Source organism: Pantoea sp. GbtcB22 (genome assembly GCF_019091025.1).
In the GTDB taxonomy this organism is placed as follows: Bacteria; Pseudomonadota; Gammaproteobacteria; order Enterobacterales; family Enterobacteriaceae; genus Pantoea; species Pantoea leporis.
This window is the reverse complement of record NZ_JAGXKB010000003.1, coordinates 398,916-413,872: the sequence shown is the minus strand read 5'-3', so window position 1 is coordinate 413,872 and position 14,957 is coordinate 398,916. Positions and strand designations below refer to the sequence as shown.

The window sequence follows — 14,957 nt, the reverse complement described above, 5'->3', positions numbered from 1 at the left end:
TGCAATTCTCACGAATCAGCCGAAGCTTACTTTTTAATGCGGATAACCGGAGTCTCGCCCACAGTTACCTGACCGGAGAGTTTGATCAGGTCTTTAATCTCGTCCATGTTCGAGATTACAACCGGCGTCAGCGTGGATTTCGCTTTCTCTTCCAGCAGTGCCAGATCAAACTCGATCACCACGTCGCCTTTCTTAACCTTCTGGCCTTCTTCAGCGATGCGTTTGAAACCTTCACCTTTGAGCTCAACCGTGTCGATACCGAAGTGAACAAACAGTTCGATACCGTTATCAGACTCGATTGAAAATGCGTGGTTAGTTTCGAAAATCTTGCCGATAGTACCATCAACCGGTGCAACCATTTTGTTGCCGGTTGGTTTGATTGCGATACCGTCACCCACGATTTTCTCAGCGAATACCACATCAGGTACGTCTTCGATATTTACGATTTCGCCTGACAGAGGCGCAACGATATCAATAGTGCCTGACGCGCTCTCTGATTTTTCGCCAAAAAGTTTAGAAAACAAACCCATGATCTTCTCCTAAGCAGTAATTTGAGGCTAGCGTCCGTGGATCAGCAGAGCGTTTTTTCTTTAATGAACTTGTTGACCAAATTCATCAAATCATCCGCTGTTGGTTGATCCAGAGCCTGCTCCGCCAATGCCTTCGCATCTTCGAAATTAGTATTACGAATGATTTTCTTGATGCTTGGGATTGAAATGGCGCTCATGCTGAATTCGTCCAGCCCCATTCCCAGTAACAGTAGTGTAGCACGTTCATCACCAGCCAGCTCACCACACATGCCGGTCCATTTCCCTTCGGCATGTGATGCATCGATCACTTGCTTAATGAGGCCAAGAACAGACGGCGTCATTGGGTTATAGAGGTGTGAAATCAAATCATTACCACGATCGACCGCCAGAGTATACTGCGTCAGGTCATTTGTCCCAATACTAAAGAAGTCGACTTCTTTCGCCAGATGACGAGCAATCACTGCGGATGCTGGCGTTTCAACCATGATGCCCACTTCAATGGTCTCATCAAAGGATTTGCCTTCTTCGCGCAGTTGCGCTTTCAGCAGCTCCAGTTCGCCTTTCAGAATGCGAACTTCTTCTACTGAAATGATCATTGGGAACATGATGCGCAGTTTACCGAATGAGGATGCACGCAGAATCGCGCGCAGCTGCGCATGCAAAATCTCTTTACGGTCCATGGCGATACGAATCGCGCGCCAGCCGAGGAACGGGTTGTCTTCTTTCGGCAGGTTCATGTAAGGCAGATCTTTGTCGCCGCCGATGTCCATGGTACGCACGATAACCGCCTGCGAACCCACGGCTTCAGCCACGGCTTTATACGCCTGGAATTGTTCTTCTTCGGTTGGCAGTGAATCACGGTCCATAAACAGGAACTCGGTACGATACAGGCCAACACCTTCCGCGCCGTTGCGCTCTGCACCGGCGACATCGCGCACGGTACCGATGTTAGCGCAGACTTCAACCTGATGGCCGTCCAGCGTAATGGCTGGCAGATCTTTCAGTTTCGCCAGTTCATGCTTTTCAGACAGATATTGAGTCTGAATTGCTTTCAGTTCTTCCTGCACGTCATCAGTTGGATTGACGTAAATTTTGTTGTTCACGCCATCAATGATCAGGAAATCACCGTTTTTCACGGTGGCAGTCACGTTGCCGGTGCCGACAATCGCAGGCAGCTCAAGCGAACGCGCCATGATCGAGGTGTGAGATGTACGCCCACCCAGATCGGTAATAAAGCCCAGCACCTTCTTCAGGTTCAGCTGTGCGGTTTCTGACGGCGTTAAATCTTTCGCCACCAGAATAGATTCGTCAGCAATCGCACTCAGGTCGACAATGTGCAGACCGAGAATGTTCTGCAGCAGACGCTTACCAATATCACGTACGTCAGCCGCACGCTCTTTCAGGTATTCGTCATCCAGCTCTTCCAGTGCAACGGCCTGGCCTTCAATCACGGTGTGAGCAGCGGCGTCCGCGGTAGCATGGTCTTTCTTGATGAGGTCGATGATTTCCTGCTCAAGCTCTTCGTCTTCGAGCAGCATGATGTGACCTTCAAAGATCGCCGCTTTCTCTTCACCGAAGGTTTCACCGGCTTTAATGCGAATGGCTTCGAGCTGTGAAGCAGCTTTGCTGCGTCCATCAAGGAAGCGCTGAACTTCCTGCTCAACCTGATCGTCAGTAATTTTTTTACGGCTGATGACGATCTCATCTTCCTTCAGCAAAAGTGCGTTGCCGAAAGCGATACCCGGTGATGCTAAAATGCCTGAAATCATAACCCTACCTTTTAATCACGATGGCTCATTGACCCGATGCGTCGCCACTGTCGCGGAGCAGTACTCTAAAGATGCAATAACGCGGACAGATTGTCCGCGATCAAGATATTTGCACTCAATGGGGCAAAGGGGTCGGTTTAGTTGCGAACTGAGCCGGTTACTCCAGCTCAGCCATCAGCTTGACCAGGTGCTCAACCGCTTGCTGCTCGTCTTCACCTTCAGCAGACAGCGTAACAACCGTACCTTGAGTCAGACCCAAAGTCTGCAGTTTAAACAGGCTTTTCGCGCTGGCAGATTTGCCATTAGAGGTCACATTGATTTCTGACTTAAAAGCCTTTGCTTCTTTGACGAACTGGGCTGCAGGACGAGTATGAAGGCCGTTAGGTGCGGTAATGGTAACTTCTTGCTGGAACATTCTATTTCCCCAACTTTATCAGGTTTGGTGTTATGGATCTAAAGTCTAGCCTGGAGCCGTAACTTTAGCCTGTGTAGGTGCGCTGGTATGGCTTTGAGCTCACCATAAAATGCGCTCGAATGAGTACGTCATTAACAGTGACAGATCAAAAACTGCACGAATGCGTCACTCTTCTCATTATGCCGTGATTCGCCGTTTCGCCAAATCAGTAAATCGATTCAGCTTGATCCACTTCAAAGGCAGATTAATTTCAGGCACCGAAATAATTGGAAGCTTAAATACCAGAGCCGCATCACTGAAAGCAATCTGTCTGGTGATAAAAGTGAGATCTGCACCACAAAAAAGCACCCATTCGGGTGCTTTTTTCGTCAGTTTCAGACTTTCAGCATCACTGCTGAAGTTCTTTCTCAGTGAAGAGATCGGCAAACAGCGCGGTACTTAAATAACGTTCGCCGGAGGAGGGCAGAATCACCACGATGTTCTTGTTGGCGAAGGCTTCATCTTCTTGCAGCTTCAGCGCGGCAGCAACGGCAGCACCTGAAGAGATACCTGCTAAAATACCTTCTTCTTCCATCAGCTTACGGGCGGTGCTAATGGCTTCTTCATTGGTGATCGCCACTACGCGGTCGATCAATTCCAGATCAAGGTTGCCAGGAATGAAGCCGGCACCGATGCCCTGGATTTTATGTGGGCCTGGTTTGATCTCTTCGCCCGCCAGCGCCTGAGCAATAACCGGTGAATCGGTTGGCTCAACGGCAACGGTAATCAACTCGGTCTTGCCTTTGGTATTCTTGATGTAGCGGCTCACGCCTGTCAGCGTACCGCCGGTGCCCACGCCCGCAATAAACACGTCCACTTCGCCGTCGGTGTCTTCCCAAATTTCTGGACCGGTGGTTTTTTCGTGGATCTCCGGGTTGGCTGGGTTGCTGAACTGCTGCAACAGCACATATTTGTCCGGATCGCTGGCGACAATCTCTTCCGCCTTCGCGATGGCACCTTTCATGCCTTTAGGACCTTCGGTTAGCACCAGGTTAGCTCCCAGCGCTTTCAGCAGCTTGCGGCGCTCAATTGACATGGTTTCTGGCATGGTTAGCGTCAGCTTGTAACCGCGCGCTGCGGCGACGTAAGCCAGCGCAATACCGGTGTTACCGCTGGTTGGTTCAACCAGCTCAACGCCCGGCTTCAAAATACCGCGTTTTTCCGCGTCCCAAATCATATTGGCACCGATACGGCATTTGATGCTGAAGCTCGGGTTGCGCGACTCGACCTTAGCCAGAATGCGGCCGTTACCGATGCGGTTCAGTCGAACCAGCGGCGTATGACCAATTGTCAGAGAGTTGTCTTCATAGATCTTACTCATAGCTCGTCCTTAACTGTATGAAATATTGGGAACCCTCAGAGCATACCTTTTCTAATGATGTGCGGAAGGAAAGAAATCGCATATCTATATAGCGCACAACCATAAGCCTTACGCAAAAATGCATAAGACGATTTAAAGCTTTAGCGGCGTGCATGTTGTGCATGATAACGATCCACCCACATGGCCGTTGCACCGCATACCGCAACCGGCAGAATCGCCAGATTGATAATCGGGATCATGGTGAACAGGCTAACCAGCGCACCAAATTGCATATTTGCGCTTTTGTGCTGGCGCAACGCCTGGCGCATCTGCTGGAAACTCACTTTGTGGTTATCAAATGGGTAGTCGCAATACTGCACGGACAGCATCCACGCACTGAATAAAAACCATAGAACGGGCGCCACCGTTTGTCCAAAGCCGGGGATAAAGTGCAGCAACAGCAAACCAAGCGCACGCGGCAAATAGTAGCCGAGCTTCTGAAACTCTCGCTTCATGATGCGCGGTATGTCTTTTATCAGGCCCACCCAACCGCTATCTGGTAATGGCGTTCCGGTCAATCGCCCTTCAAGCTGCTCGGCGAGCAAGCCACAGAAGGGCGCGGCAATCAGATTTGCCAGAGTCGAAAAGAAGTAACTGAATACCAACACAATCGAAATCACTGAGAGCGGCCATAGCAGATAACTCAGCCACTGCAGCCAGTCAGGGATATGTGACATTAAAGCCGGGATCCACTGCCCCAAGCGCTGAAACAACCAGATAAAGGCACCGCCAAGTAGCACGATGTTGATCAGTAGCGGCATGATGACATAGCGACGAATGCCGGGCAGGCGCACCAGTTTCCATCCTTCAGCGAAGTAGTGAACACCATTAAATGTTGAGACCGAATTTCCTGCGGGCATAGCGAGCCTTTCTCCTAAATATAGCGGCGCGACCATCATAACCTGGCTTTTTATCGGCTTCAGGCAGTGTTTGCGCGAAAAAACAGCAAAAAAGCGTGGGGCAGCTATCTAATTTGTCAGAAAATACTGCACAGACTTGCACTTGTTTAGCTGGGCAAATACAGTTAGAGGATAAAGTTTGCCGTGGTGGCAAGGTATTGGAACAACAGAGAATACAATGATGCAGGATTTGCGTCTGATATTAATCGTTGTTGGCGCGATCGCCATAATAGCGCTGCTACTTCATGGACTGTGGACCAGCCGTAAAGAGCGCTCCTCCGTGTTTCGTGATCGCCCGCACAAACGTCTGAAACAGCGCGAAGAAGCCGATGAAGATCTGCTGAGCGAAGAAGATGATGGCGTCGGCGAAGTCCGTGTACGTCGTCCTCGTGATGCGGATGAAGAACCTGAATTCACTGCACGTCCAGCGAGCGCGCCGCGTGCGCCTGAACCTGTACGTCAACCGGCATCACGTCAGGCTGACCCATTATTAGGCGATCCGCTGCTGGATAACGAGCCAGACGTGCGTAAGCCGGCTGCGCCGCAAGCGCCAGTGGCGAAGCCAGCGCCAGCGCCTGCACCACAACCAATTCAGGCCGATCCTTTGCTGGATAACGAACCGCTTTCCGCGACTCAACCTGCACCTGAATTCCTCGCCGCAGAAGAGCCAGAATTCGAACCTGAAGCGCCAGTTGCACATCAACCAGAAGCGCCACAGCCAGCGGCTGCTGCGCCTGGCAGTAAAAAAGAGGCCGTATTAGTGCTGCACGTCGCTGCACATGCGGGCGGCGAACTGAACGGTGAAGCGCTGTTGCAGGGCATCCTGCAAGCCGGATTCCAGTTTGGTGAGATGAACATTTTCCATCGCCATCTTAGCCCAGCCGGCAGCGGTCCGGTGCTGTTTAGCCTGGCGAACATGGTGAAGCCGGGTTCATTCGATCCGGATCAAATGGGGAATTTCTCTACGCCTGGCGTCTCGATCTTCATGATGGTGCCGTCGTACGGCGATGCGAATCAGAACTTCAAGCTGATGCTGCAATCCGCGCAGCGTATCGCTGATGATGTAGGCGGCGTGGTGCTGGATGATGAGCGTCGCATGATGACGCCGCAGAAGCTGGAAACCTACAAAACGCGTATTCGCGAAGTTATCGGTTAATCGCCGCTAGCTGAGTCAAAACAAGTATAACCCCCGCCTGTCGGGGGTTTTTTATCGGATAAGAGACTATGAAATCGGTTCAGGAGCAGATCACCGCGCTGCGCACCACGTTACGTCACCACGAATATCTCTACCACGTGATGGATACGCCGGAAATTCCGGATGCAGAGTATGACCGATTGATGGTTCAGCTGCGCGAGCTGGAAAGCGCACATCCTGATTTGATCACCCCTGATTCACCCACCCAACGCGTGGGTGCGGCACCGCTGGCGGCTTTTGAGCAAGTGCGTCATGAAGTGCCGATGTTATCGCTGGACAACACCTTTGATGAAGCGGGCTTCCTTGCCTTTAATAAACGCGTGCAGGATCGCCTTAAAAGCACTGACGAATTGACTTACTGCTGCGAGCTCAAGCTGGATGGTCTAGCCGTGAGCTTGCTGTATGAAGATGGCCTGCTGGTGCGTGCGGCGACGCGCGGAGATGGTACCACCGGCGAGAACATCACGGCGAACGTGCGCACAATTCACGCCATTCCGCTGCGTCTGCATGGCGATAACATCCCCGCACGCGTTGAAGTGCGTGGCGAAGTGTTTATCACCGAAAGCGGTTTTGAAAAGCTGAATGAAGAAGCGCGTCGCACCGGCGCGAAAGTCTTTGCTAACCCACGCAACGCCGCAGCCGGTTCACTGCGCCAGCTCGATCCACGCATCACCGCTAAACGTCCACTGACCTTCTTCTGCTACGGTTTTGGTCTGCTGGAAGGCGGTGAAATGCCTGCCAGCCATTGGCAACGTCTGCAACAGTTTAAGGCGTGGGGATTGCCAGTCACCGATCGTATTCGCCTGGCACACAGCGCCGATGAAGTGCTGGCGTTTTATCGTCAGGTTGAGCAGGAGCGCCCGTCGCTCGGCTTCGATATCGATGGCGTGGTTATCAAGGTCGATTCGCAGGCGCTGCAGGAGCAGCTCGGCTTTGTGGCGCGAGCGCCGCGCTGGGCTGTGGCCTTTAAATTCCCGGCGCAGGAACAGATGACGTTCGTGCGCGATGTCGAATTCCAGGTGGGCCGCACCGGCGCGATTACGCCCGTCGCGCGTCTGGAGCCGGTTCAGGTTGCGGGCGTTGTGGTAAGTAATGCCACGCTGCACAACGCCGATGAAATTGCCCGACTGGGTTTGCGCATTGGCGACAAGGTGGTGATTCGCCGCGCCGGTGACGTGATTCCGCAAGTGGTCAACGTGGTGGAATCGGAGCGCCCGGCAGAGACGCGTGAAATCGTCTTCCCAGGTCATTGCCCGGTGTGCGGTTCAGACGTTGAACGCGTGGAAGGTGAAGTTGTGACGCGCTGCACCGGCGGCCTGATTTGTGGCGCGCAGCGTAAAGAAGCACTTAAACACTTCGTTTCGCGTCGTGCGATGGATGTCGATGGCATGGGCGATAAGATCATCGATCAGTTGGTGGAGAAAGAGTACGTCTTAACGCCAGCCGATCTGTTCCGCCTTACTGCCGGTAAGCTAACCGGACTCGATCGCATGGGCCCTAAATCGGCTCAGAACGTGGTTGATGCGCTGGAAAAGGCCAAATCCACCACGCTGGCACGTTTCCTCTATGCGCTGGGTATTCGCGAAGTGGGCGAAGCCACTGCCGCCAACCTTGCCAATCACTTTGGCGAGCTGGAAAAGGTGATGAACGCCGATCTCGATGCGCTGATTGAAGTGCAGGATGTCGGCAAAGTGGTAGCGACGCATGTGCGTAACTTTATGGATGAAGAGAGCAACCGCGCCGTTATTCGCGATCTTACTGAAGAGATTGGCGTGCACTGGCCGCAGGTTGAAGTGGTCAATGTCGAAGAAATTGATAGTCCATTTGCCGGTAAAACCGTGGTACTGACCGGCTCTCTGTCGCAGATGAATCGCGATGATGCCAAAGAGCGTCTGGTAGCGTTGGGCGCTAAGGTGAGCGGTAGCGTGTCGAAGAAAACCGATTTGCTGATTGCGGGGGAAGCGGCCGGTTCCAAGCTGGCGAAAGCGCAGGAGCTCGGCATTCCGGTGATCGACGAAGCGGAAATGATTCGCCTGCTCGGAGCGTAATGTGGATAAACAGCAACTGGTTGAAATCGCCAATACCGTGATGCCGTTCGGCAAGTACAAGGGCAGAGCGCTGATTGATGTGCCGGAGGAGTATTTGCTGTGGTTCGCTCGCAAAGATGAATTCCCGGCCGGTAAGTTAGGCGAATTGATGCAGCTGACGCTGACCATCAAGATCGAAGGGCTGGAAGGTTTAATCAAACCACTCAAGCGCAATGAATAATAAAACGGCCCGCTTTTTGCGGGCCGTTTTATTTAGGACTTCTGCGCTTCAACTTGCTGCTGCGCCAGCCGTTTTTCATTGCCGGCTTTGTAGCGCTGGGCAATGAAAGAACACACCATTAACTGCACCTGATGGAAAATCATCAGCGGCAGCACGATTATCCCCACGGAACTGGCTGGGAACAGGATGTTGGCCATCGGGACACCGTTCGCCAGACTCTTTTTCGAGCCACAGAACAGCACCACAATCTCGTCCGCACGGCTGAAGCCAAACAGGCGCGATGCCGCCAGGTTAATCGCCAGTGCGATAAACAGCACCAGCACGCTGCCAACCAGAATCCACAGCAAGGTATCCACGCCCACGCGATGCCAAATGCCGTTCACCACCGCTTCACTGAAGGCGGAGTAAACCACCAGCAGAATCGAGGTTTGGTCGGTTTTACCAATCAGGCTGCGATGCTTCTCGACCCACGCGCCAATCCAGCGACGCGACAGATGTCCTAAAACAAACGGCACCAGCAGTTGCAGCATAATTTTGCCAATCTGCTCCAGACCGTTGCCCGGCATTTCGCTGTGCACATTCATCACCAAATTCACCAGCAGCGGCGAGACAAATACGCCGAGCAGGCTGGAGGCTGAAGCCGCACAGACCGCAGCGGCGACGTTGCCGCCCGCCATTGAGGTGAAGGCGATTGAGGATTGCACGGTCGCTGGCAGAATACACAGATAGATAAAGCCGGTGTAAATCTCCGGGCTGACGTTAACCGGATGCCACCAGACAATCAGCAAACCAATAATCGGGAAAATCACAAAGGTGCTGCACATAATCCACAAGTGCAAACGCCAGTGGCTGCTGCCGGCAATGATCTTCTCGCGCGACAGTTTGGCGCCATGCATAAAGAACAGCAGGGCGATGGCGGCAGTGGTCAGATATTCGAAGATATCGACAAAGACGCCTTTGGCAGGAATAAAGCTGGCCAGCAGCACGGTAATGATGAGTTTAATCATCATCGGATCGAGGCGTAAAAATCCCATTGTTAAAATCCGGTAAATTTAGAAAAATGATGGTGCTGATTGTGCGCCTGCTGGGTTTAGAAATAAAATTGATTTATTGCATCAATCTATGAGCGATATCGATGAATTACACCTTACGTCAGTTGCGTACCTTTGTCGCGGTGGCGCATCACGGCAGCTTCAGTCTGGCCGGCCAAGCGATTGGTTTAAGTCAGTCGGCGGTCAGCCATAGCATTAAAGAGCTGGAAGCTGAAATGGGCGTGCGCTTGCTCGATCGCACTACGCGGGAAGTAATGCTGACCGAGGCGGGGCAGCAGCTGGCCACACGGCTTAATCGTCTGCTGGACGACCTCAATACCACCGTGTTGGATGTGCGCAGCTATGGCGAACAGCGCAGCGGCACGGTGCGTGTTGCCGCCAGCCAAACGCCTTCTGCCCATCTAATGCCGCAGTGCCTGGCCAGCAGCCAGCAGCGCTATCCGGATATCCGCGTTATCCTGCATGACCGCGTACAGCAATGGGTGCTGCAAAGCGTACGCAATGCGGAGGTTGATTTTGGCATTGTAATTGGCCCGCTCAACGACACTGATTTCGACAGCGAAGAGATTCTGCAGGAGCCTTTTTTACTGCTGTGTCATGAAGATGACGAGCTGGCGCAAATTGAACAGGCGCAATGGTCGATGCTGGCCGGACGCAATATGGTGCTACAGGATTATGCTTCCGGCAGTCGCGTGTTAGTTGATGCCGCGCTGCAACAGCTGGCTTTGAGTGTGCATGTGGTGCAGGAAATCGGTCATCCCGCTACGCTTTATCCGATGGTGGAAGCGGGAATTGGCATCAGCATTCTGCCTGCGCTGGCCTTGCCGTTGCCGTCAGGACGCAAACTCACGGTGCGGCGTCTTTATCCGGAAATTAACCGCAGCCTGATGCTGATAAAGCGCAAAAACCGCTCGCTGACACCCGCCGCAGAAGCGATCTGGCAGGAAGTGCGCCAGCAGGCAGCCCTGCTGACGCAACAACGCATGCTAAAGCCGGCGTTTTAAACGTACACGTTGATTTGATTGGTATCAGTTGGGCGGTTAATACCATCAGCTTTGGTGGCCGCAGGTTGCTGTGCTTCCTGTTTCTGTTGCGCTTTCTCAGCTTGCTGCTGCTCAATTTGCGCGATTTGCGCTTCAATCATTTGAATCTGTGATTGCAGCATCTGCTCCTGTTCAGACTTTTGCTCATCGGTGAGCGTATCGTCGCTGGAAAGATCTTTCAGCTGCTTAGTGATGGATTGAATCTGTTTATAGAGGCTGGCGATTTCTGAGGTGGAACCGCCGCCGCTACTTGCGGTGCTGACACTACCTACGCTGGATATAGACATGGTTTTCTCCTTGCAATAGACCATTATCGTTATCGGTCAGAGTATAAGGAGGCTTGAGGGCAGGGAGTGTTAAACTTGCGAAAAGGGTTCGTTGGGATTTAGCGCATTAACCACAGATTTAACGCATAGCAAAAAGGCGCCTTTAGGGCGCCTTTTTACATTGGTGGGTCGTGCAGGATTCGAACCTGCGACCAATTGATTAAAAGTCAACTGCTCTACCAACTGAGCTAACGACCCGAAGTGGTGGGTGATGACGGGCTCGAACCGCCGACCCCCTCCTTGTAAGGGAGATGCTCTACCAACTGAGCTAATCACCCACTTCGGTACTGCTTAACAAGAGTGTCATCTGACTAAGATATGGTGGGTGATGACGGGCTCGAACCGCCGACCCCCTCCTTGTAAGGGAGATGCTCTACCAACTGAGCTAATCACCCATATCTTATCTCTTGTTCACTGCGGGCCATCTTTAAACCTTCTAAAGAGTGGTGGGTGATGACGGGCTCGAACCGCCGACCCCCTCCTTGTAAGGGAGATGCTCTACCAACTGAGCTAATCACCCCCGCTGTGTGGAGTCGCATTATAGGGATCCTTCAAAGTGAGTCAACGGTTTTTAAAACTTAAATGTGCGTTCGCTTTAAAAATAATCATCGTGGGGCGCTTTTCGCCAATGTGCTGGTTTTATTAGCAGAAAAGCGCACAGCAAACCGGGATGCCACCGCGACAATCATTGAGGAATCAGCCTCACCTGCTAGAATGTGCGCACTGTTTTTTCGCGTTAACCCGTTTTTTTGTCATCCAGACAATGAAACCTGCGCATTTAAGGCAATGCTGAATGAAAATCAAAACTCGCTTCGCACCCAGCCCAACGGGCTATCTGCACGTAGGCGGTGCTCGTACTGCTCTTTACTCCTGGCTTTATGCTCGCCATAACAAAGGCGAATTCGTTCTGCGTATCGAAGATACCGATCTGGAGCGTTCCACACCGGAAGCCATTGAAGCCATCATGGATGGTATGAACTGGCTGAGCCTTAACTGGGATGAAGGTCCGTATTATCAGACCAAGCGTTTTGATCGCTACAACGCGGTGATCGACGACATGCTGGAAGCGGGCACGGCCTATAAATGCTACTGCAGCAAAGAACGTCTCGATGCGCTGCGTGAAGAGCAGATGGAAAAAGGCGAAAAGCCGCGTTATGACGGCCGCTGCCGCGACAGCCATGAACATCACGCCGCTGATGAACCGTGCGTGGTGCGCTTCCGCAACCCGCAGGACGGTTCTGTCATCTTTGACGATCAGATTCGTGGTCCGATTGAATTCAGCAACCAGGAACTGGATGACCTGATCATTCGTCGTACCGACGGTTCACCCACCTATAACTTCTGTGTGGTGGTGGATGACTGGGATATGGGCATCACTCACGTGATTCGTGGTGAAGACCATATCAACAACACGCCACGCCAGATCAATATCCTGAAAGCGATCGGTGCAGAAGTGCCAACTTACGCGCACGTATCAATGATCCTGGGCGATGACAGTAAGAAGTTGTCCAAACGTCATGGCGCTGTTGGCGTGATGCAGTATCGTGATGACGGTTATTTGCCGGAAGCGCTGCTCAACTATCTGGTACGTCTTGGCTGGTCACATGGCGATCAGGAAATTTTCAGCGTGCCGGAAATGGCAGAGCTGTTCACTCTGGATGCCGTGAGTAAGTCGGCCAGTGCTTTCAATACTGAAAAACTGCAGTGGCTAAATCATCACTACATTAATACGCTGCCGCCGGAGTACGTTGCTACGCAGCTGCAATGGCATATTGAGCAGCAGAAGATTGATACCCGCACCGGTCCGGAGTTGGCAAAGCTGGTTACCTTACTGGGCGAGCGTTGCAAAACCCTGGTAGAGATTGCGGCATCTTGCCGTTACTTCTATGAAGAGTTTGAAGCCTTTGATGCTGACGCGGCGAAGAAGCATCTGCGTCCGGTCGCGCGTCAGCCGCTGGAAGTGGTGCGCGACAAACTGGCTGCAATCAGCGACAGCAACTGGAACGCAGAGAATGTGCATCATGCAATTCAGTCTGCGGCAGATGAGCTGGAGCTGGGGATGGGCAAAGTCGGTATGCCACTGCGTGTAGCGGTGACCGGTTCTGGTCAGTCACCGGCGCTGGATGTGACGGTGGAAGCGATTGGTCGCAGCCGCAGCGTTGCGCGAATCGAAAAAGCGCTGGCATTCATCGCGGAGCGCGAAGCAAACGCATAATGTGAAAAAGCCGGAAGCATCTGCTTCCGGCTTATTTATTCTTCCTGAATCCCCAGACGTTCCAGTACGCCTCGAATTCCCTCCCGCAACAACAACGCCGCAAATTGCTCTTGCTCCGCTGCCGTCATTTGCTGGACAGAATTTATTAATAACGCAGGTAACGTATTTTGTTGTGCACCGTAATTAGCCGCCGGTTCGTTCGCGTGGCGGGTGGATTGAACAAAGCTCTTTACGCGCTCATCTATATGGATCAATCGCGCTTTACCGCCCTGAACACCGGGCTTTGGCGTGGTTGTCCAGTTTTCACGCTTGATCCATTTATTCACCGTTTGCCGACTGTAGCCCGTTTCCTGCGCGAGCTCCTCGGGGGTTAGCCATTCCTTTTTCACGATGCTGTCCCTGTTAAATACATTAGTTCTACATATTACAACAAAACGTAACGGGGAAAAGTAACCTGAACAGAAAATGCCTTCTGCTCTCCAACAAAAGGCAAAATTAGGTTATTGCGCCTGGCTCACTGCGGGTTGTTCCGGACGGAAAGCGATGAAATAGGTGAGGCCAACAAAAATTGCACCGCCCACGCCGTTACCGAGGAACACCGCGATCACGTTTGGCGCAAATTCCGCCCAGCTCATCTGCCCGGCAAAAATTGCTGCCGGAACAATAAACATGTTTGCGACGACGTGCTGGAAGCCAATCGCCACGAACGCCATCACCGGGAACCACATACCGAAAATTTTACCTACCACATCTTTACTGGCGAAGGCGAGCCACACCGCCAGACACACCAGCCAGTTGCAGCCCACGCCGGAAATAAAGGCGTGCAGGAAATCGGCATTCACTTTTGCGTGCGCAATCGCCACGGTTTTTTTCAGGTAATCGCCTTCGGTCATGCCCAGCATGTGACCAAAGAACCATGCAACCGCAACGCTGCCAATGAAATTGGCGAGGGTAACCCAAAACCAGTTACGCAGAACGCTGAAGCCACTGATGCGACGAGCGAACCAGGCGATGGGCATCGTCATCATATTGCCGGTCAGCAGCTCGCCGCCCGCCAGTACCGTCATGATCAACCCGACCGGGAACACCGCAGCGCCGAGTAGCACGCCGAATGAACCCCATTCAGCAGGCAGTTGGTTAATGACATGCAGATCGAGCAGGAAGCCAGTGGCGATAAACGCACCGGCCATAAAGCCAAGAATCAACAAGGTGGAGATAGGCAGGCGGCTTTTAGCCACGCCAGCTTGAATCGCCAGTTGGGCGATCTCTTTAGGTGTATGCAGCGACATAGTTCACTTTTCTTTTATGGATTAATGGGGACGTTGCTGGCCGGTCATTGAGAGAACACCCTGGTAGGATGACCGGTTAATTAGCGCGCTAAGTTTTACACGCACTTTTAACGAAAACAAGACTGCTTCTAACATCTTTAACCTAAAGTTAACGCAGGGTTGAGGTTGGAGAGGGGAAGCATTGCCGGATGGTGCATATAAATAGTCGCGCAGCGGGATGGCGTGTTGAAAAAAAAACCATGCTGACGCGGGGTTGACGCCTTTTTCAGCGATCAAACACAGAACGAGAATTTGACGTTGACACTCAAGGGGCGGTTTCATATTATCCCGTCCGTCGAGTTTACTCGGCAGTTTTTCGGTTCGGGGGTATAGCTCAGCTGGGAGAGCGCTTGCATGGCATGCAAGAGGTCAGCGGTTCGATCCCGCTTATCTCCACCAAACCGCTCCCAACGGTTTGACCGAAAAATGATTTCCAGATGTGGGGGTATAGCTCAGCTGGGAGAGCGCTTGCATGGCATGCAAGAGGTCAGCGGTTCGATCCCGCTTATCTCCACCAA

14 protein-coding genes and 6 tRNA genes are annotated in these 14,957 nt (G+C 52.5%); 7 read left to right on the top strand and 13 right to left on the bottom strand.

Translation table 11 applies throughout. The annotated features are described in order from the left end of the window. Nucleotides 1-26 precede the first annotated feature (26 nt). From crr to cysZ, 5 genes are all read right to left on the bottom strand, one after another. Nucleotides 27-530: a PTS glucose transporter subunit IIA gene (gene crr / locus KVT28_RS13485; protein WP_008107804.1), complete on the bottom strand. Its 504-nt coding sequence runs from the start codon at nt 528-530 to the stop codon at nt 27-29. A 41-nt stretch (nt 531-571) separates the two neighbouring features. Next, nucleotides 572-2,299, bottom strand: coding sequence for a phosphoenolpyruvate-protein phosphotransferase PtsI (ptsI, locus tag KVT28_RS13480; protein ID WP_110866519.1), 1,728 nt, complete (start codon nt 2,297-2,299; stop codon nt 572-574). Between the two features lie 157 nt (nt 2,300-2,456). Then, entirely contained in the window at nt 2,457-2,714 is a 258-nt protein-coding gene (ptsH, locus tag KVT28_RS13475) for a phosphocarrier protein Hpr (protein ID WP_101763576.1), read from the bottom strand. Between the two features lie 388 nt (nt 2,715-3,102). Further along, nucleotides 3,103-4,074: a cysteine synthase A gene (gene cysK / locus KVT28_RS13470; RefSeq protein ID WP_101763577.1), complete on the bottom strand. Its 972-nt coding sequence runs from the start codon at nt 4,072-4,074 to the stop codon at nt 3,103-3,105. A 140-nt stretch (nt 4,075-4,214) separates the two neighbouring features. Then, nucleotides 4,215-4,973, bottom strand: coding sequence for a sulfate transporter CysZ (gene cysZ / locus KVT28_RS13465; protein WP_101763578.1), 759 nt, complete (start codon nt 4,971-4,973; stop codon nt 4,215-4,217). 217 nt (nt 4,974-5,190) lie between these two features. On the opposite strand from cysZ, the gene zipA reads away from it, so the two are divergent. The 3 genes from zipA to KVT28_RS13450 all read left to right on the top strand — a co-directional run bounded on the left by zipA (nt 5,191) and on the right by KVT28_RS13450 (nt 8,475). Next, nucleotides 5,191-6,168 (top strand): cell division protein ZipA, encoded by a 978-nt coding sequence (gene zipA, locus KVT28_RS13460; RefSeq protein WP_137386242.1) that lies wholly within the window; start codon nt 5,191-5,193, stop codon nt 6,166-6,168. 68 nt (nt 6,169-6,236) lie between these two features. After that, nucleotides 6,237-8,255 (top strand): NAD-dependent DNA ligase LigA, encoded by a 2,019-nt coding sequence (gene ligA, locus KVT28_RS13455; RefSeq protein WP_217548922.1) that lies wholly within the window; start codon nt 6,237-6,239, stop codon nt 8,253-8,255. Between the two features lies 1 nt (nt 8,256). Beyond that, entirely contained in the window at nt 8,257-8,475 is a 219-nt protein-coding gene (locus tag KVT28_RS13450) for a DUF3820 family protein (protein ID WP_101763581.1), read from the top strand. A gap of 32 nt (nt 8,476-8,507) precedes the next feature. Here KVT28_RS13450 and KVT28_RS13445 read toward each other — a convergent pair whose 3' ends face one another. Next, a complete protein-coding gene (locus KVT28_RS13445; protein ID WP_101763582.1) occupies nt 8,508-9,509 on the bottom strand; it encodes a bile acid:sodium symporter family protein in 1,002 nt (333 codons plus the stop codon). A 101-nt stretch (nt 9,510-9,610) separates the two neighbouring features. Between KVT28_RS13445 and KVT28_RS13440 the strand changes: the two genes are divergently transcribed. Next, nucleotides 9,611-10,531 (top strand): LysR family transcriptional regulator, encoded by a 921-nt coding sequence (locus KVT28_RS13440; protein ID WP_101763583.1) that lies wholly within the window; start codon nt 9,611-9,613, stop codon nt 10,529-10,531. On the opposite strand, the gene KVT28_RS13435 is transcribed toward KVT28_RS13440, so the two are convergent. The 5 genes from KVT28_RS13435 to KVT28_RS13415 form a co-directional block, all read right to left on the bottom strand. Further along, nucleotides 10,528-10,857, bottom strand: coding sequence for a FlxA-like family protein (locus tag KVT28_RS13435; protein WP_101763584.1), 330 nt, complete (start codon nt 10,855-10,857; stop codon nt 10,528-10,530). The two genes, KVT28_RS13440 and KVT28_RS13435, sit on opposite strands and share 4 nt — an antisense overlap. 161 nt (nt 10,858-11,018) lie before the next feature. Then, nucleotides 11,019-11,094, bottom strand: a tRNA-Lys gene (locus tag KVT28_RS13430). 4 nt (nt 11,095-11,098) lie between these two features. Further along, nucleotides 11,099-11,174, bottom strand: a tRNA-Val gene (locus tag KVT28_RS13425). A gap of 41 nt (nt 11,175-11,215) precedes the next feature. Beyond that, nucleotides 11,216-11,291, bottom strand: a tRNA-Val gene (locus tag KVT28_RS13420). Nucleotides 11,292-11,340: 49 nt separating this feature from the next. Next, nucleotides 11,341-11,416 (bottom strand) — tRNA-Val (locus KVT28_RS13415). Between the two features lie 273 nt (nt 11,417-11,689). Here KVT28_RS13415 and gltX point away from each other — a divergent pair. After that, the gene (gene gltX / locus KVT28_RS13410) at nt 11,690-13,111 is read left to right on the top strand and encodes a glutamate--tRNA ligase (protein ID WP_101763585.1); all 1,422 of its coding nucleotides are present in this window, start codon (nt 11,690-11,692) and stop codon (nt 13,109-13,111) included. Nucleotides 13,112-13,146: 35 nt separating this feature from the next. On the opposite strand, the gene KVT28_RS13405 is transcribed toward gltX, so the two are convergent. Further along, nucleotides 13,147-13,500 (bottom strand): YfeC-like transcriptional regulator, encoded by a 354-nt coding sequence (locus tag KVT28_RS13405; RefSeq protein WP_110866524.1) that lies wholly within the window; start codon nt 13,498-13,500, stop codon nt 13,147-13,149. Between the two features lie 111 nt (nt 13,501-13,611). Continuing rightward, nucleotides 13,612-14,400 carry a formate/nitrite transporter family protein gene (locus KVT28_RS13400; protein WP_101763587.1) on the bottom strand — a complete coding sequence of 263 codons (789 nt, stop codon included), beginning with the start codon at nt 14,398-14,400 and terminating at the stop codon, nt 13,612-13,614. 362 nt (nt 14,401-14,762) lie between these two features. Here KVT28_RS13400 and KVT28_RS13395 point away from each other — a divergent pair. Continuing rightward, nucleotides 14,763-14,838, top strand: a tRNA-Ala gene (locus tag KVT28_RS13395). Between the two features lie 42 nt (nt 14,839-14,880). Next, a tRNA-Ala gene (locus tag KVT28_RS13390) sits at nt 14,881-14,956 on the top strand. Nucleotide 14,957: the final 1 nt, after the last annotated feature.

What these genes read in the sequence shown, in the direction of transcription:
- ptsH (WP_101763576.1), bottom strand. Translation starts at nt 2,714, where the DNA reads ATGTTCCAGCAAGAAGTTACCATTACCGCACCTAACGGCCTTCATACT.
- KVT28_RS13435 (WP_101763584.1), bottom strand. Translation starts at nt 10,857, where the DNA reads ATGTCTATATCCAGCGTAGGTAGTGTCAGCACCGCAAGTAGCGGCGGC.
- cysZ (WP_101763578.1), bottom strand. Translation starts at nt 4,973, where the DNA reads ATGCCCGCAGGAAATTCGGTCTCAACATTTAATGGTGTTCACTACTTC.
- crr (WP_008107804.1), bottom strand. Translation starts at nt 530, where the DNA reads ATGGGTTTGTTTTCTAAACTTTTTGGCGAAAAATCAGAGAGCGCGTCA.
- ptsI (WP_110866519.1), bottom strand. Translation starts at nt 2,299, where the DNA reads ATGATTTCAGGCATTTTAGCATCACCGGGTATCGCTTTCGGCAACGCA.
- KVT28_RS13400 (WP_101763587.1), bottom strand. Translation starts at nt 14,400, where the DNA reads ATGTCGCTGCATACACCTAAAGAGATCGCCCAACTGGCGATTCAAGCT.
- zipA (WP_137386242.1), top strand. Translation starts at nt 5,191, where the DNA reads ATGATGCAGGATTTGCGTCTGATATTAATCGTTGTTGGCGCGATCGCC.
- gltX (WP_101763585.1), top strand. Translation starts at nt 11,690, where the DNA reads ATGAAAATCAAAACTCGCTTCGCACCCAGCCCAACGGGCTATCTGCAC.
- cysK (WP_101763577.1), bottom strand. Translation starts at nt 4,074, where the DNA reads ATGAGTAAGATCTATGAAGACAACTCTCTGACAATTGGTCATACGCCG.
- ligA (WP_217548922.1), top strand. Translation starts at nt 6,237, where the DNA reads ATGAAATCGGTTCAGGAGCAGATCACCGCGCTGCGCACCACGTTACGT.
- KVT28_RS13440 (WP_101763583.1), top strand. Translation starts at nt 9,611, where the DNA reads ATGAATTACACCTTACGTCAGTTGCGTACCTTTGTCGCGGTGGCGCAT.
- KVT28_RS13445 (WP_101763582.1), bottom strand. Translation starts at nt 9,509, where the DNA reads ATGGGATTTTTACGCCTCGATCCGATGATGATTAAACTCATCATTACC.